The sequence below is a fragment of the Flavobacterium sp. DG1-102-2 genome, from assembly GCF_033042555.1.
Taxonomy (GTDB): Bacteria; Bacteroidota; Bacteroidia; order Flavobacteriales; family Flavobacteriaceae; genus Flavobacterium.
Genome location: NZ_JAWLIK010000006.1, coordinates 1 through 24,839 on the forward strand (window position 1 = coordinate 1; position 24,839 = coordinate 24,839).

Annotated in this window: 29 protein-coding genes and 1 riboswitch; of the genes, 14 read left to right on the forward strand and 15 right to left on the reverse strand. The window is 40.7% G+C overall.

Annotation, left to right across the window (positions count from 1 at the left end; genetic code table 11):
- Nucleotides 1-116 precede the first annotated feature (116 nt).
- Genes hemL through R1T16_RS10010 form a run of 3 tightly spaced genes read right to left on the reverse strand, consistent with a single transcriptional unit; the run spans nucleotide 117 to nucleotide 3,214 of the window.
- On the reverse strand, nucleotides 117-1,403 hold the full coding sequence (hemL, locus tag R1T16_RS10000; protein WP_317500963.1) for a glutamate-1-semialdehyde 2,1-aminomutase: 1,287 nt from the start codon (nucleotides 1,401-1,403) through the stop codon (nucleotides 117-119).
- A gap of 10 nt (nucleotides 1,404-1,413) precedes the next feature.
- Nucleotides 1,414-2,319 (reverse strand): glucosaminidase domain-containing protein, encoded by a 906-nt coding sequence (locus R1T16_RS10005; protein WP_317500964.1) that lies wholly within the window; start codon nucleotides 2,317-2,319, stop codon nucleotides 1,414-1,416.
- Nucleotides 2,320-2,323: 4 nt separating this feature from the next.
- Nucleotides 2,324-3,214, reverse strand: a complete 891-nt coding sequence (locus R1T16_RS10010) for a 1-aminocyclopropane-1-carboxylate deaminase/D-cysteine desulfhydrase (RefSeq protein WP_317500965.1) — start codon at nucleotides 3,212-3,214, stop codon at nucleotides 2,324-2,326.
- Between the two features lie 161 nt (nucleotides 3,215-3,375).
- On the opposite strand from R1T16_RS10010, the gene R1T16_RS10015 reads away from it, so the two are divergent.
- Nucleotides 3,376-5,763, forward strand: a complete 2,388-nt coding sequence (locus R1T16_RS10015; RefSeq protein ID WP_317500966.1) for a GAF domain-containing protein — start codon at nucleotides 3,376-3,378, stop codon at nucleotides 5,761-5,763.
- 59 nt (nucleotides 5,764-5,822) lie between these two features.
- On the opposite strand, the gene R1T16_RS10020 is transcribed toward R1T16_RS10015, so the two are convergent.
- Nucleotides 5,823-7,025 (reverse strand): Pycsar system effector family protein, encoded by a 1,203-nt coding sequence (locus tag R1T16_RS10020; protein ID WP_317500967.1) that lies wholly within the window; start codon nucleotides 7,023-7,025, stop codon nucleotides 5,823-5,825.
- 26 nt (nucleotides 7,026-7,051) lie between these two features.
- On the opposite strand from R1T16_RS10020, the gene R1T16_RS10025 reads away from it, so the two are divergent.
- Complete coding sequence (locus R1T16_RS10025) at nucleotides 7,052-10,783, forward strand: metallophosphoesterase (RefSeq protein WP_317500968.1); 3,732 nt, start codon at nucleotides 7,052-7,054, stop codon at nucleotides 10,781-10,783.
- Here the strand turns inward: R1T16_RS10025 and R1T16_RS10030 are convergent.
- Both R1T16_RS10030 and R1T16_RS10035 read right to left on the reverse strand, forming a co-directional pair.
- Entirely contained in the window at nucleotides 10,769-11,641 is an 873-nt protein-coding gene (locus R1T16_RS10030) for a hypothetical protein (RefSeq protein ID WP_317500969.1), read from the reverse strand. The genes R1T16_RS10025 and R1T16_RS10030 overlap by 15 nt on opposite strands.
- A gap of 130 nt (nucleotides 11,642-11,771) precedes the next feature.
- Entirely contained in the window at nucleotides 11,772-12,287 is a 516-nt protein-coding gene (locus tag R1T16_RS10035) for a hypothetical protein (protein ID WP_317500970.1), read from the reverse strand.
- A gap of 204 nt (nucleotides 12,288-12,491) precedes the next feature.
- Between R1T16_RS10035 and R1T16_RS10040 the strand changes: the two genes are divergently transcribed.
- The 4 genes from R1T16_RS10040 to R1T16_RS10055 all read left to right on the forward strand — a co-directional run bounded on the left by R1T16_RS10040 (nucleotide 12,492) and on the right by R1T16_RS10055 (nucleotide 14,568).
- Nucleotides 12,492-13,022, forward strand: a complete 531-nt coding sequence (locus tag R1T16_RS10040) for a ferritin-like domain-containing protein (protein ID WP_317500971.1) — start codon at nucleotides 12,492-12,494, stop codon at nucleotides 13,020-13,022.
- Between the two features lie 13 nt (nucleotides 13,023-13,035).
- Nucleotides 13,036-13,890 carry an SDR family oxidoreductase gene (locus R1T16_RS10045; RefSeq protein WP_317500972.1) on the forward strand — a complete coding sequence of 285 codons (855 nt, stop codon included), beginning with the start codon at nucleotides 13,036-13,038 and terminating at the stop codon, nucleotides 13,888-13,890.
- 28 nt (nucleotides 13,891-13,918) lie between these two features.
- On the forward strand, nucleotides 13,919-14,176 hold the full coding sequence (locus tag R1T16_RS10050) for a hypothetical protein (RefSeq protein WP_317500973.1): 258 nt from the start codon (nucleotides 13,919-13,921) through the stop codon (nucleotides 14,174-14,176).
- 137 nt (nucleotides 14,177-14,313) lie between these two features.
- Entirely contained in the window at nucleotides 14,314-14,568 is a 255-nt protein-coding gene (locus R1T16_RS10055; RefSeq protein WP_317500974.1) for a hypothetical protein, read from the forward strand.
- 62 nt (nucleotides 14,569-14,630) lie between these two features.
- Here the strand turns inward: R1T16_RS10055 and R1T16_RS10060 are convergent, their stop codons facing one another.
- On the reverse strand, nucleotides 14,631-14,945 hold the full coding sequence (locus R1T16_RS10060; protein ID WP_317500975.1) for a hypothetical protein: 315 nt from the start codon (nucleotides 14,943-14,945) through the stop codon (nucleotides 14,631-14,633).
- Nucleotides 14,946-15,083: 138 nt separating this feature from the next.
- Between R1T16_RS10060 and R1T16_RS10065 the strand changes: the two genes are divergently transcribed.
- The 7 genes from R1T16_RS10065 (at nucleotide 15,084) to R1T16_RS10095 (ending at nucleotide 17,745) form a co-directional block, all read left to right on the forward strand.
- Entirely contained in the window at nucleotides 15,084-15,299 is a 216-nt protein-coding gene (locus R1T16_RS10065; RefSeq protein ID WP_317500976.1) for a hypothetical protein, read from the forward strand.
- A 14-nt stretch (nucleotides 15,300-15,313) separates the two neighbouring features.
- Nucleotides 15,314-15,595: a SemiSWEET transporter gene (locus R1T16_RS10070; RefSeq protein ID WP_317500977.1), complete on the forward strand. Its 282-nt coding sequence runs from the start codon at nucleotides 15,314-15,316 to the stop codon at nucleotides 15,593-15,595.
- A gap of 102 nt (nucleotides 15,596-15,697) precedes the next feature.
- A complete protein-coding gene (locus R1T16_RS10075; protein ID WP_317500978.1) occupies nucleotides 15,698-16,219 on the forward strand; it encodes a hypothetical protein in 522 nt (173 codons plus the stop codon).
- Between the two features lie 8 nt (nucleotides 16,220-16,227).
- Nucleotides 16,228-16,386: a hypothetical protein gene (locus R1T16_RS10080; protein ID WP_317500979.1), complete on the forward strand. Its 159-nt coding sequence runs from the start codon at nucleotides 16,228-16,230 to the stop codon at nucleotides 16,384-16,386.
- A gap of 10 nt (nucleotides 16,387-16,396) precedes the next feature.
- Nucleotides 16,397-16,549 (forward strand): hypothetical protein, encoded by a 153-nt coding sequence (locus R1T16_RS10085; RefSeq protein WP_317500980.1) that lies wholly within the window; start codon nucleotides 16,397-16,399, stop codon nucleotides 16,547-16,549.
- An 18-nt stretch (nucleotides 16,550-16,567) separates the two neighbouring features.
- Nucleotides 16,568-17,053: a CinA family protein gene (locus R1T16_RS10090; RefSeq protein ID WP_317500981.1), complete on the forward strand. Its 486-nt coding sequence runs from the start codon at nucleotides 16,568-16,570 to the stop codon at nucleotides 17,051-17,053.
- A gap of 17 nt (nucleotides 17,054-17,070) precedes the next feature.
- The gene (locus R1T16_RS10095) at nucleotides 17,071-17,745 is read left to right on the forward strand and encodes an MgtC/SapB family protein (RefSeq protein WP_317500982.1); all 675 of its coding nucleotides are present in this window, start codon (nucleotides 17,071-17,073) and stop codon (nucleotides 17,743-17,745) included.
- A 3-nt stretch (nucleotides 17,746-17,748) separates the two neighbouring features.
- Here R1T16_RS10095 and R1T16_RS10100 read toward each other — a convergent pair whose 3' ends face one another.
- Nucleotides 17,749-18,468, reverse strand: coding sequence for an SRPBCC family protein (locus tag R1T16_RS10100; protein ID WP_317500983.1), 720 nt, complete (start codon nucleotides 18,466-18,468; stop codon nucleotides 17,749-17,751).
- 122 nt (nucleotides 18,469-18,590) lie between these two features.
- The gene (locus R1T16_RS10105; RefSeq protein WP_317500984.1) at nucleotides 18,591-18,968 is read right to left on the reverse strand and encodes a hypothetical protein; all 378 of its coding nucleotides are present in this window, start codon (nucleotides 18,966-18,968) and stop codon (nucleotides 18,591-18,593) included.
- A gap of 267 nt (nucleotides 18,969-19,235) precedes the next feature.
- Here R1T16_RS10105 and R1T16_RS10110 point away from each other — a divergent pair, with 267 nt between their 5' ends.
- A complete protein-coding gene (locus R1T16_RS10110) occupies nucleotides 19,236-20,612 on the forward strand; it encodes a sialate O-acetylesterase (RefSeq protein ID WP_317500985.1) in 1,377 nt (458 codons plus the stop codon).
- Nucleotides 20,613-20,782: 170 nt separating this feature from the next.
- Here the strand turns inward: R1T16_RS10110 and R1T16_RS10115 are convergent, their stop codons facing one another.
- The 6 genes from R1T16_RS10115 to R1T16_RS10140 all read right to left on the reverse strand — a co-directional run bounded on the left by R1T16_RS10115 (nucleotide 20,783) and on the right by R1T16_RS10140 (nucleotide 24,758).
- Entirely contained in the window at nucleotides 20,783-21,148 is a 366-nt protein-coding gene (locus R1T16_RS10115; RefSeq protein ID WP_317500986.1) for a hypothetical protein, read from the reverse strand.
- On the reverse strand, nucleotides 21,145-21,435 hold the full coding sequence (locus R1T16_RS10120; protein ID WP_317500987.1) for a hypothetical protein: 291 nt from the start codon (nucleotides 21,433-21,435) through the stop codon (nucleotides 21,145-21,147). Before R1T16_RS10120 ends, R1T16_RS10115 begins: the two co-directional genes overlap by 4 nt.
- Nucleotides 21,422-22,258 (reverse strand): bifunctional hydroxymethylpyrimidine kinase/phosphomethylpyrimidine kinase, encoded by an 837-nt coding sequence (gene thiD, locus R1T16_RS10125; protein ID WP_317500988.1) that lies wholly within the window; start codon nucleotides 22,256-22,258, stop codon nucleotides 21,422-21,424. Before thiD ends, R1T16_RS10120 begins: the two co-directional genes overlap by 14 nt.
- Nucleotides 22,255-22,890, reverse strand: coding sequence for a thiamine phosphate synthase (thiE, locus tag R1T16_RS10130; protein ID WP_317500989.1), 636 nt, complete (start codon nucleotides 22,888-22,890; stop codon nucleotides 22,255-22,257). The genes thiD and thiE overlap by 4 nt, the downstream gene beginning before the upstream one ends.
- Nucleotides 22,883-23,683: a hydroxyethylthiazole kinase gene (gene thiM, locus R1T16_RS10135; RefSeq protein ID WP_317500990.1), complete on the reverse strand. Its 801-nt coding sequence runs from the start codon at nucleotides 23,681-23,683 to the stop codon at nucleotides 22,883-22,885. Before thiM ends, thiE begins: the two co-directional genes overlap by 8 nt.
- A 65-nt stretch (nucleotides 23,684-23,748) precedes the next feature.
- Nucleotides 23,749-23,841: riboswitch (TPP riboswitch) on the reverse strand.
- 98 nt (nucleotides 23,842-23,939) lie between these two features.
- Nucleotides 23,940-24,758: a hypothetical protein gene (locus tag R1T16_RS10140; RefSeq protein ID WP_317500991.1), complete on the reverse strand. Its 819-nt coding sequence runs from the start codon at nucleotides 24,756-24,758 to the stop codon at nucleotides 23,940-23,942.
- Nucleotides 24,759-24,839 lie beyond the last annotated feature (81 nt).

Sequence of the window (24,839 nt, forward strand, 5' to 3'; positions counted from 1 at the left end):
GGTAATTACTTTTACCCTAACATCATGTTTTTCCATATCGTTGACATTTATTAGTCAACTTTTTTCAGGACGAGACAAAACATAAAAAAATCCCGGCCAAGGCCGGGATTTTTGTTTTATAATGTATCTGCAACTTTACCTATCGCAGTTATAGTGTCATCCAGATCGCCGTATGTAAGCGCATCAGTAATAAACCACGTTTCGTAAGCTGATGGTGCTATATAAACACCTTTTTCTAGAAGGCCGTGAAAGAATTTTTTAAAGGTTTCATTATCTCCTTTTGCAGCCGATTTAAAATCAGTTACCGGAGCAGCATCAAAGTGAACTGAAATCATAGAACCTGTCCTGTTTATAGTATAAACAATATTTTCAGCATCAAGCTTCTCACGGATTCCTTTTTCAAGGTAGGCCGTTTTATCTTCAAGCCTTTTAAACAATTCTGCATCCCCATCAATAGCTTTAAGCACTTCCAGCCCGGCGGCCATTGCAAGTGGATTTCCTGATAACGTTCCTGCCTGATATACCGGCCCGAGTGGCGCAAGATAATTCATGATTTCGTTACGGGCCGCAAATGCACCTACCGGAAGTCCGCCACCGATTACCTTACCAAAACAAACAATATCGGCCTTAATATCAAACAGTTCCTGTGCACCACCTTTAGCAAGACGGAATCCCGTCATAACCTCATCAAAAATAAGCAAAGACCCGTTTGCATCGCAAAGATTTCTTAAACCCTCTAAAAATCCTGCCGACGGAGGTATGCAGCCCATATTACCCGCTACAGGCTCAATTATTATCGCTGCAATCTCTCCCTGGTTAGCAGTAAACAATTCTGTTACATTCTGGATGTCATTATATACAGCTAACAAGGTATCTTTTGCTGTGCCCTGTGTTACTCCAGGGCTGTTGGGTGCGCCAAAAGTAACCGCCCCGCTTCCTGCCTGAATAAGGAACGAGTCAGAATGTCCGTGGTAGCATCCTGCAAATTTAATTATCTTATCTCTTTTTGTATAACCGCGGGCAAGGCGTATGGCACTCATACAAGCCTCTGTTCCCGAATTTACAAAACGTATCTTATCAATATTTGGCACCATAGAAACGGCCAGTTTGGCTATCTCTGTTTCAAGGGCTGTAGGCATCCCAAAAGATGTTCCTTTTTTTGCTCTCTCTATAACAGCATTAACTACCGGCTCATAAGCGTGCCCCAGTATCATTGGCCCCCATGAATTGATATAGTCTATGAATTTATTGCCGTCTTCATCATATATATATGCGCCTTTTGCTTCTTTAGCAAAAATAGGCGTACCCCCTACTGCCTTAAAGGCACGTACAGGAGAATTTACGCCGCCTGGTATTACCTGTTCTGCTTCTGCAAACAACTGGCTGCTACGTTGATATAACATAAATATTAAATTATTTTATTTTTAACACCTGACCGATAGATAGTGAATTACCTGACATGCCGTTAAGCTTCATCAGTTCGTCTACGGTAAGATTGTGTTTTTTAGATATTGAGTATAATGTATCTCCTTTTTCTACAGTATATGTACCATAGGCAGGCTGTTGTTTTACAGGTGCCGGAACAGATGCAACAGGTGCACTTGCCTGTGTTTGAGGCTTAGGTGTTGGGGCGGTATATTTTTTATTCAGCACCTCTGCATCATATTTTGCAAGGTCATAGTTCTGGATAAGGCCTATCAGTTTAGCCGGATATTTAGGATCTGTAGCATAACCCGCAGCCTTAAGCCCGTGAGCCCATCCTTCATAATCGTCTTTATCAAGTTTGAATAATGCAGCATACCTGCTACGTGTTGTAAGGAATAATGAATGATCATTATATGAATCAGCAGGGTCGCTATACTTCCTGAAACACTCTTGTTCAGAGTCGTCATCGTGGTATACCTTAGGTCCCGTCCAGTCGTTGTGGCATTTAATACCAAAATGGTTATTAGCCGACTGGCAAAGGGTTCCCCTGCCTGCACCCGACTCTAATATTCCCTGAGCAAGCGTAATACTCGCAGGGATGCCATGACGTTTCATGTTATCTTTTGCCGTTTCTTTAAATTGCTCTATGTATGCTTTTACAACTTCAGCATATACTACAGTTTTTGACGTAGACTCCAGCGTTTCCGTCCTTCCCGAAGAAGAAGCAGTGCCGGTTTTGGAATCTACCGTAGTCCTGATTGACGGTTTTGAATTTCTACTTGTTCTCGTGGTTCTTGCCGTACCGTTCTTAGATGTTTTTACGCGCGATTTTGATGTTCCGCAACTAAGCAAAAACGAGCTCAGCACAATTAAAGCCAGAATTTTTTTCAACATTTTCTCAGGTTTTTATTATAGGTAGTTTTTTTCTTTTTAATTCGGCATTCATTCCTGTAATGCCCTGTAATCCGCCAGTATGAATAAGCAGTATGTTTGCATTATCAGCAAAATGGCCGTTATGTATTAAATCTATAACGCCAAAAAACAGCTTTCCCGTATACACAGGGTCTAAAGGAATACCGGTATTATCATAAAAATCATTGATAAATACAATAAGCTCTTCGGTTATTTTTCCATATCCACCAAAATGATACGCTGTTATCAGCTCCCAGTTTCCGGGCGGAGCAAATTTACAAATATCATCAGCCAGTCCTTCACCTTTCAGCGCAGGAAAACCTAGCACTTTCTGCTGCGGTTGAGCCGATTTTATAAGTCCCGATATTGTGCCTCCTGTACCCACTGAACAGGCAATATGAGTAAATTTTTCGTCTTCTGCAACTAAAATCTCCTCGCAGCCTTTCACGGCCAGCTCATTTGTGCCGCCCTCGGGCACGAGATAAAAATCACCAAACTCAGTTTCAAGTGATTTAACAAACTGAGAATCTGACTTTAACCTATATTCGTCCCTTGTTACAAATTTAAGCATCATGCCACATTGCTGTGCAAAAGTTAAAGTTGGGTTATCACCAATTTTATTAACCAGTTCTTCCCCCCTTATCACGCCAATCGTCGCAAAACCATATTCTTTTCCGGCAGCTGCCGTGGCCGCAATATGATTTGAATAGGCTCCGCCAAAAGTAAGTACCGCTTTTTTGCCCAGTTTTTGAGCTTCAAGTATATTGTATTTGAGTTTTCTGAACTTATTTCCTGATATGTGGGGATGCAGCAGATCTTCCCTTTTTACGGTAAGTTTTATGCCTCGCGGAAAATCTATTGGGATATGCTCATTCATTAAAATAGTACTGATACTGCAAAGTAAACATAAAATATCATGCACACCAAACTGGGTTTGCTAATCTACTACTCTCCAATATCTTAATCTATAACAAGAAATTAACCGAAAAATACATCTAATCTCAAAATTGCGTACCTTTGTACAATATTTTTTTGAATATGAAAATGGATTGGGAAAATGAAAAATATAGTCCGCTCGTAGCGAGCATTTCTTTCCACAAAGTGCTGGAAACACTGGAGAAGATTGCTGACTCTGATGTAGACTACCGTTCTGAATATGCTAAAGCATTACTGAAACATACTGAGCCTTTCCCTGAACTTAGAGATGGTATTACAGATCTGAGGGAACTGGATAAGCACCAAAACCTTATAAAAAACCTGATGGCCGATCTTTTTCCGACGGCCCTGCAAAAAAACGAAATAAAGGCAGCTACAATACCTTTCTTTAATTTTACTTTTAACCGTACTGAACGCTTTGAAAAGATCCTGAAAAATGCAGGATCGGAATTTGGCATGTCTATACGCAATTTTGAAGAACATGAATTTTACATCTTTAGCTGCTGCCTTATATTAAACAGCTACTATGGCCAGAAGTTTGACTTCAGCAGGCCGTTGTTTTATGACATCCCGGATGAAGATGGCGTAATGAAGCATTACCGCATTTTGTATAATGCCGATTTTCTTGAAATAATTCCAACTGAAAAGGCTAAAACAATAACACCGGAAGACATTACCCTCTTAATGAACAATTTTGACGACCTCTCTTTATGGAAGGATAAATTCCCTCCCGGAAGCTGGATCGTTAAAGGATTTGGTATTGTTTCACTTTTTGATGCAACCAGCGAAATTGCGATCTCTAACCTTAAGAGCAACCTGCTGCTTATAAACAACAGTGATACCAAGAAAGAGGTTATAAAGGAACAACTGGAAGATATCTTCCGTTCTATCTTTAATATCCCTGATATTCACATTGGGTTTACAGAGGTAAATAATGAAGACAACAGCTTTAAAGCACCGCCTTTCAAAGGCATTAGAAGCCATGTGCTGTTTGACTGTGACGAAATGGAATGCAGCGAGGTTTTTTGCAACCAGACACTGGACACCATGTTTGGCGGAAAGAAAAACTTCATCATATCTGATGTTGAGGAGTTTCTTGCCAATAAAGAACTTGATGCACGTTTTGCTGAGCATTTATTATCGCAGGATATACGCAGTATTATACTTGCCCCTATCGTTAAAAACGACAGGCTGCTGGGCTTTTTTGAAGTAGTATCCTCTAAAGCAAGGGAGCTTAACAGTATTAATGCCGTTAAGCTGGACTATATACTGCCTTACCTTACTGATACCATAGACCGTAATTATTCTGAACTTCAGAATGAGATTGACGCAATTATCCAGAATGAGTACACCGCCATTCACAATAGTGTATATTGGAAATTCAGGGATGAGGCTCTAAAACATATTGCTGATCCTGACAAAGAGTTATCGTATAAGGAAATTGTATTTAAAGAAGTTTATCCGCTTTACGGACAGATTGATATCAAAGGTTCTTCTACCGCCCGTAACGATTCTATAGAAAAAGACCTCATCAGGCAGATAGAAAAATTGCTTTCGGTATTCCGTTTTATCCACAAGCAGGAAAAACTGCCGCTTATACAGCAGCATGTGTACGAACTTGAAAACATGGAGAATGAGCTTAAGAACTCTTTAAAAGCTGATACCGAATCTATAGTTCAGAGTTACATCGCGACAGAAATACACCCTATACTTGAGCATTTTGACACAGCCAATACAGAGGTTCACGATAAGATAGAAGATTACTTTAAGACGTTGGACTCCAAAGTAAAAATGGTTTACGACTGCCGTAAGGATTTTGACGAAACACTGTCGCTTATCAACAAACAAATGGCTGCGATCCTTGACCAGAAGCAGGTTGAAGCACAGGCTTTTTTCCCTCATTATTATGAGCGTTTTAAAACCGACGGTGTGGAACACAATCTGTACATAGGCGCGTCGATATCGCCAAAGTCAAATTATAGCCCGCTATACCTTAGCAACCTGAGATTATGGCAGATGCAGGCCATGTGCGAGATGGAAAGCGAGTATTACAGGATTCGACCAACGCTTCCTTATGACCTTGATGTTACATCGCTTATACTGGTATTCAGTTCACCTATATCTATACGGTTCAGGATGGATGAAAAACGTTTTGATGTAGACGGCACTTACAATGCCCGATATGAAGTGGTTAAAAAACGTATAGATAAAGCTTACATTAAAGGCACTACAAAACGTATAACCGAAAAAGGCAAGCTTACCATCGTATATTCTCAAAAACAAGAGGAGATGGAATACAGAAGATACATACAATACCTACAGCATAACAATATGCTGGATGGCGTAGTAGAGAACTTTGAAGTGGAAGATCTTCAGGGAGTAACAGGCCTTAAAGCACTTCGTGTTGACATCCTGTACAATAACAGCCAAAGGCCTAATGAAGCCTTGAGCTATGATGATCTTATAAAAGAATTTTCAGAAAAAAAATAAAACAATAGTACACAAAAACGGCAGCCGGTAAGCTGCCGTTTTTTATTTTATAAGTAACGTTATAACATCATTTTGAAGGCAAAAACAAAAGCCAGGACCGATGTTATTATCCCTATCATGAAGATCGTATAAGTAATTCTTAAAAGTTTGTATTTTCTATTAAGTACTAAGCCAAGAAAGTAAAGGTCTTTTATCATCGAACCGTACAGATAATCGCCATCCTTCATCATTTCGTTCATAGCCCATTCATACTCCTGGAGCGGCATCTTGTAAAAATTACCAAAGAAAAGGAGGTTGACTTTTCTGTCTTCAATATCTTTTCTGGTAAATGTGCCGCTGGTTACCTTTGGCCTGGTAGATAGTATCGCAAAGATGATGGAGGTTACACTGAATACCATCAGGACAAAAGTTGGCAATACAAGATGCGCATTGCTAGGACTGTCAAGCTTGGGTATAAGCGTACTTAAAGATACCGATATTATAATTGCATTTACAGACAGCAATATGTTTGCCTTACTGTCGGCTATATCGCTAAGCCTTGTATGGTTGCTAAGCGTAACGCGAAACATGGTATCTATACCACGTTCAGGCTTAGCAACTTTTTCTTTTTTCTGCTTGTCTTTCTTTTCCTTTTTATCGGCTTCCAGACCACTTTTGCTTTCTTCAACATACAATTTTGAAATGATATTTTGAAGCCTCGCAATATTAGCTTCTTTTAAGGGCTGTAGTTTCTCTTTACCAAATTCAGAATAAAAACGGTGTTCATGAACAAGCACGTTCCTGTTTATTAATGCCCATTCCAGCTCGGTGAAAATTTTACCCTGTGTAAGCCTCCATTCCTCACGCAATAGCTGGGAAAGATCGCAATAATTTTCGTCGGCAAAATGAGAGCAGTCGGCATCCCTCATTATTTTTTCATCACGGGTTTCAGGTGTACTTCCCAGTCTTGTGACTTTTATTAGATCAGCTACCAGATTTGCCTTTCCGACAGGATAGCCATTTGCTGTAAGAAACTCAACAGCCATGATACTGCTGCGCTCTTCGTGGTTAAGCGGTCCATCTATATAGGCTGCATCATGAAACCAGGCGGCAAGCACCATCGGCTCTATATCCTGATCGTTTATTCCTTCTGCCCTTGCAATATCCTGAACATTCTTAACCACCCGTAAAGTATGGTTAAAATTGTGGTAAATATAATCGGGAGATAACTTATCTTTGAATAAACCAAAAACATAATTTTCGGCTTTTTGAATAATGTTCATAAGCAGGAATTTAACACCACCAAATTATGAAATTCTTTTGGCGTAACATAATAGTAAAAGCAAATATAAAACTTACGTTGTGTCTTTTTATTGCCTTACTATTAAATTCGTGTGCTACTCGTAAACCCCAGTATGGCAAAAAGGCTTCTTTAACGCCTCTGGTTACCGATACCATTACTGATACGCCAGCCCATACGCTTTATTTAATAGGTGATGCCGGCTATGCCACACACGAAAATTCTAAGCAATTATTGGCTATTGTAAACGAAAAACTCATAAAAGCTGGTAAAAATACGTCGTTGCTATACCTTGGCGATAACATTTACCCGTTGGGAATGCCGCCAAAAGAGGAAACAGAAAAGCGAAAAGAAGCAGAGGCATCGCTTACTGTACAGATGGATCTTGCTAAAAGCTTTGAGGGACAAACCATATTTATTCCCGGTAACCATGACTGGTATTACGGATTTAAAGGCCTTATTGAACAGGAGGATTTTGTAAAAAACGGACTTAAGGATAAAAAGTCATATCTGCCCGGCAAAGGCTGTGCCATCAACGATATAAAACTGGGTGATAATACGCTGCTTGTAACGATAGACAGCCAGTGGTTTATTGAAGACTGGGATGCCTACCCTACCATAAACGATGATTGCTCCATTAAAACCCGCGAAGACCTTTTTACCGAACTTGAAGGCCTGCTGAACAAAAATCAGGATAAAGCCATTGTACTTGCCATTCACCATCCATTAATGAGCAACGGTACGCATGGCGGGCAGTTTTCGGCAGAGAAACAACTGTTTCCGCTTAAATATAAAATACCGCTGCCGGTACTGGGAACTTTTATAAACGTATTGCGAAAAACATCGGGAGCAAGCACACAGGATAACCAAAGCCGAATTTATGCCACACTTATCGGCAGGATAAAAACACTTATCCAGGATAAAGACAATGTAGTAGTGGTATCGGGACATGACCATAACCTGCAATACATTGCCAAAGACAACATTTACCAGATAATAAGCGGATCAGGATCAAACGAAGAAGCGGCAAGAGCTATCAGGCCAACGGACTTCTCTTACGGTGCAAACGGTTATGCGATACTTGATATTTACAACGACGGAAGCAGCAAAGTAGCTTATTATGCAGTTAAGGACAAACAGGAAACCAAGCTGTTTGAAACGAGGATACATGAAAAGCATGACAGGGTTTTTGCTGCTTATGCCGATAACTTTGAGCCGATAACAAAAGCATCTATATATACCGAAGATATGACCAAAAAGGGCGGCACTTACCGCTTTTTAATGGGAAATCATTATCGCAAATACTACAGTACTCCAATAGAGGTTAAAGTGGCTTCACTCGACACGCTCCACGGCGGCCTCACACCTGGCAGGGCTGGTGGCGGACACCAGTCTAAATCTCTTCGCCTTCTTGATAAGCAAGGCAGGGAGTTTGTAATGCGCGGCCTTAAAAAGAGCGCCACCCGCTTTCTTCAGGCGGTTGCATTCAAAACACGTTACATAGGTGATTCATTTGACGAAACGTATGTAGAAGACTTTCTTCTAGACTTTTATACTACATCTCACCCTTACACACCATTTATTCTTGACGACCTTGCAGAAACCGCAGGTATCTACCATACTAATCCTGAACTTTATTACATTCCGAAACAAAACGCTTTGGGCAGTAATAACAAAGATTTTGGCGATGAGCTGTACATGGTGGAAGAACGCCCTACATCGGAATTTAAAGCGCTAGAAAGTTTTGGTAATGCCGATGATATTGAGGGTACCGATGATGTGCTGGCAAATCTGCAGAAAGACAAAAAATACAGCGTTGACGAGAAAACCTATATAAAAGCACGCCTTTTTGATATGCTGATAGGCGACTGGGACAGGCATTCTGACCAATGGCGCTGGGCACGTTTTAACGAAAAAGGACGAGTGCTTTACCGCCCTATCCCGCGTGACAGGGATCAGGCGTTCGCTAAGTATGACGGTGCACTGCTATCTATACTGATGAACATCCCTCCGCTTAGACATATGCAGAGTTTTAAAGATGATATAAGTAATGTAAAATGGTTTAACCGTGAGCCCTACGCACAGGATTTGGCATTAATTACAACGTCGGACGAAACTGTTTGGCTTGAACAGGCTAAAAAGCTGCAGAACGAGCTTACAGACGAAAGTATTGATAGTGCTTTTGCAAAATTGCCGATAGAAGTACAAGATGAAACATCTGAAAGCATTAAGGCTACGCTTAAAAAGCGCAGGGAACATCTAGCTGATTATGCAAAAGAATATCACGAAGTATTGCTTAAGACAGTCTTAATTACAGGTACCGATAAGGTAGAAAGATTTGTTATTACCCGAATGCCTGATGGCCAAACCGAAGTAAAGATGTACAGCAAAAGTAAAGACGGTGCTGAAGTCCTGACGCTTGATAAGATGTACAACAAGAAACAAACAAAGGAAATATGGATCTATGGCCTTGATGACGACGATTTTTTTGAAGTTAAAGGCGAGCCTGACAATGCGATTACCTTGCGCTTGCTTGGTGGACAAAATCACGACACTTACACTGTTGAAAACGGTAAAAAAGTAAAGATATATGATTTTAAGAGCAAACAGAATACCTATAATACAGACAATAAAGCACGATTACTGCTTACCGATGACTACGAAACGAATAGCTACGACTACGAAAAACCGCAATATAACATTTGGGCAGGATATCCTTCAATAGGCTATAATCCGGATGATGGCGTAAAAGCAGGGGCAGTCGTAAATTATACCATAAACAATTTTAACCGCAGGCCGTATTCTCAAAAGCATGCACTAAGGGCAAATTACTTTTTTGCTACCGATGGTTTTGAACTTGGCTATTCGGGCAGGTTTATGAACATTGCCAGCAAATGGAACTTTGGGCTTGACGTATGGTATACTAGCCCTAACTTCAGTATTAACTATTTTGGCTACGGTAACGAAACACCAAACTTTGACGACGACCTGAGCATGGATTACAACAGAGTAAAACTTCAGGTTTTCAGGGTAACGCCAATGTTTTTTAAAGAGGGCAGGAACGGCAGCAGGCTGGAGCTTCAGCTGCCTTTTGAAACCATAGAGGTAGATCATAGCCCTAACCGTTACATATCTGAAATCGGGTCTATAAAAGAATCGTTGTTTGAGCATAGGCAGTTTGCCGGCGTTGCCGCAAAATATAGTTTTAACAGCTATGATAATAAATCGCTACCGGCACTTGGTTTAGGCTTTTATATTACCGGTATGTGGAAAACAAGCCTTGACGAGATAAAACAAAACTTTCCTTATCTGGAAAGTTCGCTTAATATCGTGCACAAAATAACCCACGATGACAGCTTTATATTCTCTACAACGGTAAAAGGAAAAGTATTGCTTAATGACAACTATGAGTTCTATCAGGCAGCAACGCTTGGTGGCGATACTGACCTGAGAGGTTACAGGCGTGAGCGGTTTACGGGTAAACAGTCGTTTTACCACAGCAGTGACTTAAGACTCGCCCTTGCCAACTGGAAAACAAGTTTTCTGCCAATGAAATTTGGTGTTACAGCAGGTTTTGATTACGGGCGTGTTTGGGTAGATAACGACAGCTCAAGAAAGTGGCATAAGAGTTACGGCGGAGCCGTGTGGCTTAACGCTGTAGATGCCTTGACAGCGAGGGTAGCCTATTTTCAGGGTGAAGACGGCGGGCGTATATCAGTTGGTTTCTCATTTGGCCTTTAAGGCCGAAAGTTTCACCTCATAAAGCCTGCCTCCCGATTTTTTGTCTTTTTCGTCGGCAATTAGGAGTGTATTATCATCTGTAAAGGTCAATCCTTCTTTTTGGGAAATGTGCCCAAGGTCATACATTGTAAAATTACCTTTAGCAAAATTGCCATTTTTAAAATTAGTCAGCAAAAAAACCTTGTCTCCTGTAAGAATTGCTGCTTTGGTTCCGTCTGGGCTTATATCAGCCGCTGTAACAGCACATCTTTTATAAATATTACAGGTAGTAAGGCTGCCTAACAATTGTGCCTTATGATTTCCTGCTTTGTTAGGTACTTTATACACATAGAATGTACCGTCAAACTTTGCACTCCTGTTTTTTGTAAACAGGTAAAAGTCGCCTTTGTATTCAAAAAAAGCCTCGCAGTCGAACATATAATTTGATTTTTTTGGCGGAAAGGCAGTCTGCTCTGGATAGTAGAATTCAACCTTGGCAGACGCGGCAGCTGTTTTCTTAGTAAGGTCTTCTTTGTTGATCTTGTAAATAGCGAGGTCTCTCCTGTTGTTATCATTGTTCCCAAAATCGCCTATGTAAAGATTACCCTGAGGATCTGATGCAAGCTCTTCCCAATCGGTATTTACGACATTTGTGATAATTATTTCATGTTCGGTTTTTCCGGTTTTTCCTATCCTGTAAATTTTATTTTTGTTACCGCTGTCTTCCAGCGCCCAAACTGTTTTAGAATGAGGTAAAAATTCGAGCGACGATATTTCTTTAAGGTCGGTTTTACCCAGCTCTTTTAATTCCTGGCTATTGCTTCCGCATGAAATACATAAGAAAAGAAATAAGGCATATAGTAAGTGAAGACGATTCATAAAATTGATTTTTTGTAAAAGTATAAAGCATTTGGATACGGAACGTCAGATTTAAGATACTTTTTACTCCAACAAAAAAACCATCAGCATAAGCCGATGGTTTTCTCCTACTATTAAAAATCAAAAATATTTAAAACAATGGTGACTCCTGCCATCTGCTGGCATTTGTACATGTAATCTTTCCGCCTGAGCCCACTCCCTCAAACACAAACCTCCATTTATAACACAAAGGCATGCTCCCGGGTGCCACAGAAACAGAAGGCGGTGATGAATTTACATTTTGCACCGGTACAGATGGCCCAAAAGTAAGCAGTGCACCTGTATTGCTATTCAAATCATCGCAATCTGAAAGTGGTTGTACTTCCACCCTGACCCAAAATTTGGCATTAATGGCAACATTACCTGTTATTACAGGAACAAAGACTACTACAGGGTTTCCAAACCCACCGGATACATCTACATAAACGTCTGCACTGAATTTTGTAAAACAGTTAGGCAGGGTTGCCGCTGCAAATGCCTGCTCATTATCCGTATTTGCCTTTGCATAAAATACATCTGCCTGCTGTGCAGTTTGTACCGTTTCCTCTTCTACCGAACAAGCTAACGCCCCCAGCATTAGCATTGTCAGCAACAAAATCTTTTTCATACTCAACTTCTCGTTCTGTTCTTAAGCAAACATACGTTTCAACTTTCAGATGTTAAAAAAAGTTGTTTTAAAAACGTTGAAGAGATTATTTTTTACGACCATCTGCAAACCCCTTATGTGTTGTTAATCAAGCGTTAATTATAATTGCTTTATGACATACTGTTACAAACCATAACTAACTTTATAATTCACAATGATAAAGCCATGATCCAGAACACAGCAAAACATAATTTTGACGAGTACGGAGAACTAAGAGGATTGTTTGAAAAACAACTAAAGGAGTTACTGTGGGCTGAAGACATCATGATGTTTATGCTCAAGGATATAACAGCACATGCTTATTCCACCGATCTCCAGAAATTATTGCACAAACTGGAAGGCACAACATCGGGCCATTTAAGAAGGCTTGAAAAAATATTTTACCTTATAGGCGTACCGGAAGAAGCGATAGCATATGATGCACTGCAGTGTTTTATAGACGAAGTGAATATGGTTTACGTAGATGTAAAACAAGGCGTGGTTAGTGATGCAGCACTTATAGCAGCATTGCAAAAAATTAAACACTATGAGATTGCCTGTTATGGCACAATGCGTGCGTATGCCATTGCGCTTAGAGAGGAAGAAGTTGTACTGCTGCTGGAACAGACTTTATCTGAAGAAAAAGAAGCAGATCTGGCACTCTCAGTCATCGCAGAATCGCATATAAATATTGAAGCAGCAGACAAAGAAATTTAATTAAAAGAATACAATGGATAAACCTGAATATTTTCCTGAGCAAAGCCAGAGCCAGCCGGGGTATGAATATAAAATGAACCCTGAGCCTGAAATAATTAAAGACAGCTACAAGGGAAGCGGCAGGCTAAAAGGCAAAAAGGCGATTATTACAGGAGGCGATAGCGGCATAGGCAGAAGCGTAGCCGTACACTTTGCACGCGAAGGAGCTGACGTTGCCATTGTATATTACAACGAACATAAAGATGCAACAGAAACCAAGGAATTGGTAGAAAAAGAGGGTGTAAACTGCAGGCTGATATGCGGCGACCTTAAAGATGAAATTTTTTGTACGCAGGCAGTAAATGAAGCTATCGAAAATCTTGGAGGGCTAAATATCGTAGTTAACAACGCAGCGGTGCAATTTCCCCAAAAAAAGTTTGAAGATATTACGGCCGACCAGCTTAAAGAAACATTTGAAACCAACATACTTTCGTTCTTTTATATAACCCGCGAAGCGATGAAACACCTCAATAAAGGAGACAGCATTATAAATACAGCTTCGGTTACAGCCTACAGGGGCAGTTTTCACCTGGTAGATTACAGCAGCACAAAAGGAGCAATAGTATCTTTTACACGCTCCCTGTCGGCAACGCTGGCTAAAAAGCAAATACGGGTAAATGCCGTTGCACCCGGGCCGATATGGACCCCATTGATTCCTGCAACTTTTGAGCCGGACGAGGTAGCAAAATTTGGACAGGACACGCCTATGAAACGTGCCGGACAGCCCAGCGAAGTTGGCCCTGCTTATGTTTTCCTGGCTTCAGAAGAGGCTACTTATATTACCGGACAGGTTATCCATATTAATGGCGGCGAAATCGTAGGCGGATAAACACTATTAATCATTAAAATTATATATCATGAACAACGATGCAAACAGTAATGATTTTCGTAATCATAACAACAATATGAAAAAGGATTTTGATCTTCCGTATGAAGATCCGGCGATTACAAATCCTCAGGAGCTTGCTTCTTTCCCTAAAAAAACAAAGATTGCAGATGCTAAAGATGTAGAAATTGAAAGCGAAAGCCATCTTGTAAACAAAAGGACACCTGTTAGGGAAGGCAGGAATATAATACGTACAGACAACAATCCGGAGACCGACGGGTTTATGTAAAAAAAAGAGCCTAACGGCTCTTTTTGCTTTATTGCTATTTAAACTATTAAAAGATAATTATTTGGAAACGAATCTTAACACACAAACGAATTATCTGATTAAATAATTTATTACCTTTAAGCTATAATCAAGCGATTATGGCAAATTACACAATTGACCGCCACGATCTTGGAGACCTGGGCGGTTATCCTGACAACATGAACACTTCATACAATTTCACTTTTCCGTATGAAGATCCGGCAATCATCAATCCGGAGGAACTCGCATCTTTCCCTAAGACAACCTGTCCTTCACACTCTGGCACGTATCCTCATCACGAAAGCCATTTAGTAAACAGGAAGTATACGCACGGGGACGGAAAGAACATCACTATTACAGACAACCATCTTTAACAACATGGTTTCATGACAAAATTTTACTCAATAATTAAGGGGCATTAAGCCCCTTCTCTATTTTATTGTTTTCTTCCCGGTTTCATTTTAACGGCTTTTACCGTATCGCTTTTAACCGTAGTAGTTCCTTTTATATGGTCCTGGGTTTTAAGCTCATCTTTACGCGGCTGGATTTCTCCGGCTGTTTTAGGCTGCTTGTTTACAGCATCCTTTTGAATCTGCACATCCTGAACCGGCTTTGCCTTCATGTCCGTCTTTGCCGGAGGCAGCGGTGTAGAAGGCGTTTGCGGTGGCTGTGGCACCTGTTTAGGATCTGTTTGTGCGGAAGCTATGCTAATTGTAAGCACAGCCGCCATGGTAAAAAATATCTTTTTCATAATTGCTCGTGTTAATTAAAACTGTTTCGTGTTACCCGCACAAGTTACTGCGTAAAACACTAATAAGCTGTTAATTACCAGTTAATCAAGAGTTAAACTTACTACGGGTAAATTAAGGATGGCTAACTTTATAAAGCTATGGAACATTACAAAAACATATCAGGCAACTCAGGGGTTACAGCTTATGAAATAAAAGATGAAAGCGTACGTGTGCAGTTTGGGCACGATTCCGTGTACCTGTATACTTATGCCAGTGCCGGAAAGCGCAACATCGAAAAGATGAAGAAACTCGCAGTCGAAGGAGCAGGTCTCAGCACCTATATAAGCCGCCATGTTAAAGACAAGTATATATAACAAAATCAATCAAAATGGATTACATTGAAATAATAGGCCTTAGTGCAGCATTTTTTACTACTATCGCTAATATTCCACAGGCCGTAAAAGTGATAAGAACCCGGGAGGTAAAGAGTCTGTCGGCCCCTACGTATTCCATGCTTTTTCTAGGGATGGTAATCTGGGTTATTTATGGAGCTATCCGTAATGACCTTCCTATAATACTTGCCAATAGTATTGCTGGCTCGCTCTGCGGCATTATTCTCATTATGAAACTGCTGTGCCAGGATGAGCCCCATAACAGCGAAAAAATATAGCGCTTTTACAAATGTTATATTATTCCCAATTAGAATTTTGTTAGCATATCGACGCTCTTTTATTAAGTAAATTCATCCTAAGAAACTTTAATACCTATTACCATGAAAAAGCAAGCAATAATAAAACAATTATTTTTTGCCGGCCTGTTTATCGGAGGGATGAATATTTTTTCATCGTGTGACAGCTGCAGCAGAAAAACTGAAAATACCGAAGAAAATACTACCATAGATGAAACTTACGAATCATCTTCAGCAGATGACACTATCTCATCCGGAGACAATTCGGGTGCTATAAATGACGGTTCTACCTCGTCAGCAGCTATAAATGCCTCTTCAACTTCAGGGTCGGGCAAAACTGGCAACGCGTCAGGAACTACTAAAACAACTACACTCGCCGGAAACACTTCGACCTCTGCTTCTACTGCTAATAACACTAAAAAAGAAGAAGCAAGGCAGCAGGCAATAACTGATATGGTTGAAAACAGCGATGCTAAAAGCGCCGTTGGCAAAGACGGAAAACCAATACGCAGCAGCGGCGATGCAGGTACAGGATCTGGTACAGGCACGGGAAGCACCGGTAACAATTCAAGGGTAACAACAAGAGAAGCACAAAAAGCAAATTAAATATAATTATGAAAGCAGTTAGAGAGTCTATAAGCAAATCATTCTTTGGCACAAGTATTAATTTATCAGATCTTGCCAATACAGCAAATAATACGGCAGACACATCATTGTCTAACAATAATGTTAGTGCTACAGCAGCAGTAGAAAAAGCCATGTCAGCTGCATAAACTCAAATTTATGACAGCAGATAAAACCAAAGAGGCTGATAAGGAGAAGAATACTAAGGAAAACCCGGCAAAGGAAAAAGAATCGGGAAAACAGCAGGATACCGAAAAATTCAGTCCCGGCGAGCCGGAAGGCTATGATGCTGGAGAATTTTCTACAGATTAACTTTTAGCTCACTTATATATGGCTTCAGAAAAAATCACATTGTGCAGCAGCCGTATCGCTGAGAAAAAACTTAAAATAGCTGTAGCGGAAAGCGCTACGGCAGGATGGCTGGCATCTGAATTTGCTTTGGTCCCTGAATCTGGTGAAATATTTTTAGGAGGCATTGTGTGCTATGACGTAAGTACTAAAGAAGAACTTTTTGCTATCCCAAAAAATGTGATTGACGAATTTTCGCCGGAATCAGCGGAAGTTACACGATTACTGGCTGAAAGGCTGAACAGGTATTTTAAATGTGATATTGCCATTGCTGTAACAGGGCTTACCTCAACAGGTGGAAGCGAGACACCTGAAAAGCCTGTTGGCACTATGTTTATCCATATAAAATTGCCTGATAATAAATACTGTGCTCACCGCGAAGTATTTGAGGGCAGCCCGGAAGAAATTATTAAACAAACCGTAAGCCGCACAGGAGAACTGCTCTGCGGCTATATTGATGCTATGTAAACCTACATTTTTTTATAATGGATTTACCGTGGACCGAAATATCACTCCGCTTAGTATTGGCAGCTCTTTTTGGGGCGGCTATAGGATTGGAGCGTGAGCGCAAAGATTGGGCTGCAGGCATGAGAACCCACATGATGGTATGCATGGGTTCAGCACTAATTATGCTAGTATCTTCCTTCGGATTCAATGATATTGTGGGCAGGGATTACGCAGAACTCGATCCATCGCGTGTGGCGGCACAAATTGTAAGCGGGATAGGCTTTATCGGAGCAGGAACAATACTTTTCAGGAAACCTGCTACGGTATTGGGGCTTACAACTGCTTCCGGCTTATGGACCGTTTCAGGAATAGGAATGGCTACAGGTGGCGGAATGTACTTTGCAGCGAGCGCTGCTACCGTTTTTTCTATTATTATCTTATGGGGACTTCACCCTATCCAAAAAAGGATTTCCAATAAATTCCATCAAAAATCGCTGGCTATACATGCAAAAGGCGACGTTAATCCACGAAAAATAATCAACCGCTTGTTAGAGGATAAGGATCTTGATTTTGCCAACTTTTCTATCGAAAGGCGCAAAAAAGAACTTGTTATAGATGTTACATTACAAAAATCGGCCAGCAGCCGTCTTCTTGATATTGTAGACAGCTTGCAGGCCGAAGATTATATTAAAAAAATATCGTGGAGCAAATAGTGATTACGAATATATCGTAACCGTTTCCTGCTGCAGTTTCTGCGGTGTACCTGTTTCCATATAGCGTTTAAATGCCAATATATCCTTACGGATGGCTTTTTCAAATACAGGATTAATAAGTCTTGCTATCTCCTCACCTGCTGCTCCAAACGGCGCTTCATAAGAAAAGACAACATGAACCAGCGTACCTAATTCTCCCGCATCCTTAAAAGTTACCTTACCTGAATTTTTAATTACCGATCCAGGCAGCGATGTCCAGCCTATATATCTGAACGGCTCGTCATATACTATTTCTGCTTTCCAGGTTACAGAGCCCACTCCACCCGGCAGTTTAGCTTTCCATTCAGAAAGCGTATCGCCCAGTACTGTCACGCCTTCAAGATGCTCCATAAACAATGGAAGATTACCCAGATGCCTCCAGAAATTATATATTTCATTTGCAGGACGGTCTACCACCATCCTTACATGGATATTTATATTTGAGCCTTTAGGTTTCTCAGGCTTACTGAAAAGCTTCTTGCTTACGTCTCCTGCAAAACAGTAACCGCTAACGCCCCTGTAAATCATATAACCGGCAGCTCCTATCTCCGGTATGCTTCGCTTTCCTTTTTTTAATGCATCATATAGCAGATAGGCACCCCCAAGCACAGATATGATCCGTTCAAGATCGGTTACATTACTTTGTTTCTTTTCCGGTTTGGTCATATAGGAAGTCTTTTTCATAAGGCTTAGCTAATAATTGATTTGAGTACTAAAAATAAGAAATGATATGCTCATCCGCACTTCTTTTAACACTACGTTAGAGCTTAAAAAAAAGCTCCTTACAATGTAAGGAGCTTTCGCGATTATTGTCTTGGTGTTGTAGGAACGGGTGTACCAGGATTTACTGGTGTTGTGGGTGTTGCCGGCACCGGTGCTCCGGGATTTACCGGCGCTCCTGGCGGCGGGGGCGACACAGGGGGCGTTAACTGTGGCGTTGCAGACGAGTTAGTATTAATTGATGGCTGGGGAGTCGCTGGTGTGCTAATCCTGTTCGTATTTTTCTCCAAGTCATTAATATTCTTTTGGGCATCTACCCTTTTTTGATCTGACGTACGGGTATCTGTAGCCCTTCTTTGTGTCTGCGTAGTCTTGTTATTAACTTTAGTACGTGCTGTATCTGTTTGTGCTGAAGCAATACCAAAAACCAATACGGCTCCCAGCGTTAAAAATAACTTTTTCATAATTGTTGTTTTAGATTGTTTATTTTAAAGATACCACCCACATAGAACATAACCTATTGTTTTACAACAATTAACCTTAATTTGAGAGTTATTGTTAAAGGCAGGTTAAGCATAATCAAGGTATGTGAGTTTGACAGGATACTATTAGAATCTAAAAACCCAAATTATTATTTTTCGCCTGCTTTCCATTGCTTCTAAAAAAACAAAAAATACACTAACAGTCAATTTGACTAAAAGATTATATATTTACCGCTTACATCATTATAAATGAAAAAGATCTGTTCAATATTCATATTGCTTTTAATTAGCAATTTGGCTTTTGCCAACGTATCGCTTCCAAATTTTATATCAGATAATATGGTATTGCAGCGAAACAGCGAAGTAAAAATTTGGGGTTGGGCCAGCCCCTTTGAAGATATTACCATAAAACCGTCGTGGACAACGCAGGAGTATAAAGCCAAGCCCACTGTAGATGCCTACTGGGAAGTGCTTATAAAGACGCCCGATGCAGGAGGGCCATTCATCATAAACTTTAAAGGGTATAACGAACTGACTATAAAAAATGTAATGTCGGGCGAAGTATGGTTTTGCTCGGGCCAGTCTAATATGGAGTGGACAGCGAGCCAGGGCATAGACAACGCCGAAGAAGAAATAGCAAAGGCAAACTATCCTAACATCAGGTTTTTTACTGCACCTAAACTTTCGTCTCATTATCCCCAGATGAATGTACCTGGCAATTGGAGTGCATGCACTCCACAAACAATGAAATATTTTAGCGCTATTGGTTATTTCTTTGCAGAACGCCTTCAAAAGGAATTAAAAAATATACCGATTGGTATAATAAATTCAAGCTGGGGCGGCTCACCTGCCGAAGTATGGATTCCTGAACTGTACGTAAAAAAAGATCCTGTAATTGCAGAGGCAGCAGCCAAGGTTGATCCGGTGCCATGGAGCCCTGTAGAAGCAGGGCGAACCTATAATGCGATGATATATCCTTTTGTGGGTTACAAGATTGCCGGAGTATTATGGTATCAGGGCGAAGCTAATGTAGGTTCTGATGTGTACGATAAAACACTTGGGGGCCTTATTAAGGCGTGGCGTACCGAATGGAAAGATGACTTTCCATTCTACTTAGTACAAATAGCACCCTATAAATATGATGGTGGCGATTATCACGCTGCTGTAATAAGAGATGCCCAACGCAAAGTCACCACACAGTTACCTAAAACCGGAATGATTTCCATAAACGATATAAGTACAACAGAAGATATTCACCCACGCAACAAGCGGCCTGTAGGCGAACGTTTGGCAAATCTCGTTTTAAGTGATGTTTATACGCTAAATAAAGGTATTGTAAACGGACCTTTATATAAGTCTGTATCGACAAAGGGTAATAAGCTAACGATTTATTTTAGCAATGCGGCAGGACTTCGATTTAAAGGAAAGACCTCTGCACAATTTGAAGTTGCGGGTAGAGATGGCAGATTTTATCAGGCTTCAGCCAAAATAGAAAAGGAAAGCATTGTAGTAACATCAAAAGAAGTTAGGAACCCCGTAAAAGTGCGCTACGCATGGCGCAATACAGCAACGGCCGATGTTTTTAATAGTGCATGGCTGCCGATGTCAACATTTACAAGTGAATAGAAAAACAAAAAGGGCTTTACTGCCCTTTTTATTATTAACTAACTAACTCAATTCTTCTTATTATTTTATGGTATTATTATTAATGCACAATCTGTGCCAAACTATAAAAAGAAGAAAAATATTTTACCAAAACATCTGACAGCAAACACCTTACACTCAAACCAAAAACCTTACTGCTTCCATTGCTCCAGCCTGTAAGCGCTATCCCAAAAAAGATATTCCAGGCGGCTCGCAGCAATAAAAGCTTCGGTCATTAATTCCTGCTGGCCTTTAGTGCTGCTTTCAGCCGCTTCATCGCAAATTGCAATGGCACGGTCTACCAAAAGCCCAAACTCGTCTCCTGCATACGTATCAATCCAGTTTTGGTATTTGTTATCGTTTTTGTCTTGTATGCTTAAAATATAATCGCCTACTTTCTTGTAAATCCAAAAACAGGGCAATACAGCCGCTATTCCTACTGCATTATCTGCCGTGTAAACTGTACTCTGAAGATAATGCACATAATGATGGCAAGCAGGAGACATTTCGGCTCTCACGTCAATATTATACTCTTTAAAATAGGAGTCATGCAAAGCCTCTCCACTACAATTGCCCCTTCAGAAAACCGTATAAAATCAAGCATGGTGTCCACGTCACGAGTTTTGGCAGCTATTATAGCCAGCGCTCTCGCAAAATATTCAAGGTAGTGTGCATCCTGCTGAAGGTAATATTTAAATTTTTCTACATCCAGAGTGCCATTCGCCAACTCTTTAATAAAAGGCATTGTAGTAATTTCATTATATATGGGCAGGGCTGCTGCCCATGCTTTTTCAGACCATTTCATTCTTAATCATTTTTTGTGGGTTATACGAGTGGTTTAGCGGGCCGTTGCCTTTTCCGCATACTGCATCGGCAGCGTATAGGATTGCGTTGTGTACATACTCCTGTGCATTGGCAACAGCATCTTCCAGCGAGTATCCCCTTGCCATAAATGAAGCTATGGCAGAAGATAATGTACAGCCAGAACCATGCATGTTATTGGTTATTATTTTTTGTGATTCAAAAGTTTTTATAAAACCCACTTGGTTAACCAGAATAGATGTAATGATATCAGATTGAAGGTGGCCTCCTTTTAAAAGCAAGGCTCCGGGTTTCATATCCATAATTGCCACTGTGGCAGTTTGCATATCTTGAAGGGTTTTTACCTGCATCCCTGCTAAAAGCGATGCTTCATCCATGTTTGGGGTAATCAGTGCTGCCAATGGAAACAACTTTGTTTTAATGGCCTCGATAGTATCCTTTTCAATAAGCCTGTGCCCGCTGGTGGAAATCATTACGGGATCAAAAATCACGGGTATATCCTGATATTCTTTCAGTACATCTGCAATTACGTTGACAAGCTCTACACTGTGTACCATTCCAATTTTAATAGCATCAGGCCTTATATCTTCCAGTACAGCCAATAATTGTGCCCTCACAAAATCTGGAGGAATGCTGTGTATTTCGCGCACGCCGCAGGTATTTTGTGCCACCAGTGCGGTTACAACGCTCATGCCATAACAACCAAGTGCCGCAAAGGTTTTAAGGTCGGCTTGTATGCCCGCTCCGCCTGTTGGATCGGTACCTGCAACGGTTAGTAACGATGGGTAGGTATACATCTTTTTCATAAGGCTTTTTCAATTTGATTTCTTATCGCCTCGGCAGCTTTTGCAGGATTATTAGCAGTACAAATAGCCGATACAACAGCAAGACAGTCGGCACCTGCACTGATAATATCAAAAGCATTATTGCTGTTCATATTACCTATAGCCACGAGAGATTTATCAGTAAGGTTTCGTATTTGGCGGATGCCGTCAAGCCCCCATTCGGTTACCGTATCTGTTTTTGTAGGGGTGCTAAAAACAGGGCTTATCCCAAGATAATCGGCATACTGAACCTGTTCGTTATTAAGCTGTTCAATATATTCAACAGAATAGCCCAGCATATTGCATTGCGGCCATAATTTATTTACCTTAAACGGAGCCATATCAGTGTTACCTACATGAATTCCGTATGCTCCTGATTGTATGGCAACCTCAACATTATCGTTAATGATAAGTGGTACGGAATAACCATCAAGCATTTCTTTAAGTCTTAGAGCAACTTCAGTAAATTGATGGGTATTTAAATATTTCTCCCTGAGCTGTACCATATCTACACCGCCTTTAATAGCCTGTTTTATAACCCAGAGAATATCCCTGCCTACACATGCCTCTTCACTTACAACCAGGTAAAGCCTGCTTAAGAACGGCTTAGCCATGATATTCTATTTTAAGGGTATCGTTAAATTCTTCTTCGGTAAGAGAATACAGCATATCAAGAATATGTAGCTGAAGGCTTCCCGGCCCTGTTGATTTTCGTTGTGCCATTTCTCCAGCTATGCCTAGCATTGCCATAGCAGCAGCAGTGCTTTGAAGCCTGTCTTCTCCAATTGCCGCAAATGCTCCTGAGAGTGCAGATGCCGTGCATCCCAATCCTGTAACCTGCTGCATCATGGCATGCCCGTTGTGTATCATGATTGTTTTATCGCCTGAAACAATAACATCTGTGGCGCCAGATACACAAACAACGCTTCCTATCGTTTCGTTAAGCATTCGGGCTGCATCTATTGCCTCTGTACTTTGATGTACACTGTCAACGCCTTTTGTTACTGACTGGCTAACTTTGGCCAACGCCATAATTTCAGATGCATTACCCTTTATTACAATAGGCTTGTATGCTAATAGCTGAGCAACAGTTTCATTGCGGTAGGCTGTTGCTCCTGCACCCACCGGGTCGAGAACCCAGGGTTTACCAAGCTGATGGGCTTTGGCAGCAGCTTTGAGCATACTGGCTACCCAATATTCATCGAGCGTACCAATGTTTATAACTAAAGCGCCACAGATGCTAACCATATCCTCCACTTCGGGATGGGCGTGCGCCATAATGGGCGAAGCGCCAACAGCAAGCAGCGCATTAGCTGTGGTATTCATAACCACATAGTTGGTAATATTATGTACAAGGGGTGCATTTTTCCGTACGGAAAGGACGGAATTCCAAAGAAACTCTTTCATATTTTGTTTTATAATTTAATAAAATATGGCAATAGAGCCTCCCAAAAGGAGTTGAGGAAAATATATAGTTTTCCTGCGCTTTTCCCTACGCCGGTGTAAACCGGATCAGGTTCAAAGGGACTCTCTCAATTCTTTTCAGAATACCCCTAAAGCCAAAGCTCAAAGATACCGATTGTATTTTAAACCCATGCAGGCAGATATAAAAAAATCCCGATTGCTGCGTAATCGGGATTTTTTGTTATACTTATATTTTATATTACTTTTTAAAAGTGACTAGGATATCAAAATCAAATTCCTCACCTACCTTAATATGCTGTACTCCGGGATGCGTATCGCGGATACCTTTAACCGAAAGGTTTACCTTTCCATTGACTACAGGCCTCCATTGCTCAGATGTAATTATCCTGCCTTTATTGTCTACGCGCTCATACAGTTTATACTTTACATAGGTTGTTTTGCTGCCATCCGGTTTTACAACATCAAATGCTATATGAAATATTTCAGAGAGGCGTATCATTTTAGACCTGTCATAGTCAAGCGTGCCGTCTTTTACAAGCGCCTCATTTGTTTTTTTACCTACAGTAAGGCTTTTAACCTCGATGGTATATTTACTGTTTTTAGGCACATCTGTAAGTCCGGTGCCAGGCGCGGTATATCCATCTGATCCTTCAAGGTTTTTTTTAGCCTTAGCAATATCTTCTTTAACTAATGGTATCGCAAAATCTGCCTTTACCACCTGTTCACGTCCATTATAAAAATGAGATTCCGGGCAGCGTGAAAATGTTTCTTTCACAAAAGCCTCAAGGCCTTTCCACACCTTTACCTTTTTCTGTTCTTTAGCACCATAGGCAAGATAGTAGTCAATATTTTTTACTACCCCGGTTTCTGTCATTTCAAATGCCACGGTAATCTCGCTGCTTTTTACGTATTTCTTTATCGAATCGAGGTTTTTAAGTGCAAAATCATAGGTTTCAGCCTGCAGTTGTTTAACATCACAGTTTTTATCCTGTGCCAGCCCCTTTACCGAAAAAAGCATCAGGAACAATGATGCCGAAAGCAATATTCTTATTTTCATCTATATTATTCTTTACTGTTTAAAAACGAAAACTAATAGCAATTGTTATGCCGAGTATGAAACAATACAAGCGGAGTTTAC

Bases quoted from the DNA above. Each gene is read 5' to 3' on its own strand.
- R1T16_RS10045 (WP_317500972.1), top strand. From the start codon at position 13,036: ATGGATAAACCTGAATATTTTCCTGAGCAAAGCCAGAGCCAGCCGGGG.
- R1T16_RS10140 (WP_317500991.1), bottom strand. From the start codon at position 24,758: ATGAAAATAAGAATATTGCTTTCGGCATCATTGTTCCTGATGCTTTTT.
- hemL (WP_317500963.1), bottom strand. From the start codon at position 1,403: ATGTTATATCAACGTAGCAGCCAGTTGTTTGCAGAAGCAGAACAGGTA.
- R1T16_RS10030 (WP_317500969.1), bottom strand. From the start codon at position 11,641: ATGAATCGTCTTCACTTACTATATGCCTTATTTCTTTTCTTATGTATT.
- R1T16_RS10050 (WP_317500973.1), top strand. From the start codon at position 13,919: ATGAACAACGATGCAAACAGTAATGATTTTCGTAATCATAACAACAAT.
- R1T16_RS10060 (WP_317500975.1), bottom strand. From the start codon at position 14,945: ATGAAAAAGATATTTTTTACCATGGCGGCTGTGCTTACAATTAGCATA.
- R1T16_RS10120 (WP_317500987.1), bottom strand. From the start codon at position 21,435: ATGAAATGGTCTGAAAAAGCATGGGCAGCAGCCCTGCCCATATATAAT.
- R1T16_RS10110 (WP_317500985.1), top strand. From the start codon at position 19,236: ATGAAAAAGATCTGTTCAATATTCATATTGCTTTTAATTAGCAATTTG.
- R1T16_RS10105 (WP_317500984.1), bottom strand. From the start codon at position 18,968: ATGAAAAAGTTATTTTTAACGCTGGGAGCCGTATTGGTTTTTGGTATT.
- thiE (WP_317500989.1), bottom strand. From the start codon at position 22,890: ATGGCTAAGCCGTTCTTAAGCAGGCTTTACCTGGTTGTAAGTGAAGAG.
- R1T16_RS10075 (WP_317500978.1), top strand. From the start codon at position 15,698: ATGAAAAAGCAAGCAATAATAAAACAATTATTTTTTGCCGGCCTGTTT.
- R1T16_RS10095 (WP_317500982.1), top strand. From the start codon at position 17,071: ATGGATTTACCGTGGACCGAAATATCACTCCGCTTAGTATTGGCAGCT.
- R1T16_RS10070 (WP_317500977.1), top strand. From the start codon at position 15,314: ATGGATTACATTGAAATAATAGGCCTTAGTGCAGCATTTTTTACTACT.
- R1T16_RS10080 (WP_317500979.1), top strand. From the start codon at position 16,228: ATGAAAGCAGTTAGAGAGTCTATAAGCAAATCATTCTTTGGCACAAGT.
- R1T16_RS10055 (WP_317500974.1), top strand. From the start codon at position 14,314: ATGGCAAATTACACAATTGACCGCCACGATCTTGGAGACCTGGGCGGT.
- R1T16_RS10005 (WP_317500964.1), bottom strand. From the start codon at position 2,319: ATGTTGAAAAAAATTCTGGCTTTAATTGTGCTGAGCTCGTTTTTGCTT.
- R1T16_RS10040 (WP_317500971.1), top strand. From the start codon at position 12,492: ATGATCCAGAACACAGCAAAACATAATTTTGACGAGTACGGAGAACTA.
- R1T16_RS10065 (WP_317500976.1), top strand. From the start codon at position 15,084: ATGGAACATTACAAAAACATATCAGGCAACTCAGGGGTTACAGCTTAT.
- R1T16_RS10035 (WP_317500970.1), bottom strand. From the start codon at position 12,287: ATGAAAAAGATTTTGTTGCTGACAATGCTAATGCTGGGGGCGTTAGCT.
- R1T16_RS10020 (WP_317500967.1), bottom strand. From the start codon at position 7,025: ATGAACATTATTCAAAAAGCCGAAAATTATGTTTTTGGTTTATTCAAA.
- R1T16_RS10085 (WP_317500980.1), top strand. From the start codon at position 16,397: ATGACAGCAGATAAAACCAAAGAGGCTGATAAGGAGAAGAATACTAAG.
- thiD (WP_317500988.1), bottom strand. From the start codon at position 22,258: ATGAAAAAGATGTATACCTACCCATCGTTACTAACCGTTGCAGGTACC.
- R1T16_RS10025 (WP_317500968.1), top strand. From the start codon at position 7,052: ATGAAATTCTTTTGGCGTAACATAATAGTAAAAGCAAATATAAAACTT.
- R1T16_RS10090 (WP_317500981.1), top strand. From the start codon at position 16,568: ATGGCTTCAGAAAAAATCACATTGTGCAGCAGCCGTATCGCTGAGAAA.
- R1T16_RS10100 (WP_317500983.1), bottom strand. From the start codon at position 18,468: ATGAAAAAGACTTCCTATATGACCAAACCGGAAAAGAAACAAAGTAAT.
- thiM (WP_317500990.1), bottom strand. From the start codon at position 23,683: ATGAAAGAGTTTCTTTGGAATTCCGTCCTTTCCGTACGGAAAAATGCA.
- R1T16_RS10015 (WP_317500966.1), top strand. From the start codon at position 3,376: ATGAAAATGGATTGGGAAAATGAAAAATATAGTCCGCTCGTAGCGAGC.
- R1T16_RS10010 (WP_317500965.1), bottom strand. From the start codon at position 3,214: ATGAATGAGCATATCCCAATAGATTTTCCGCGAGGCATAAAACTTACC.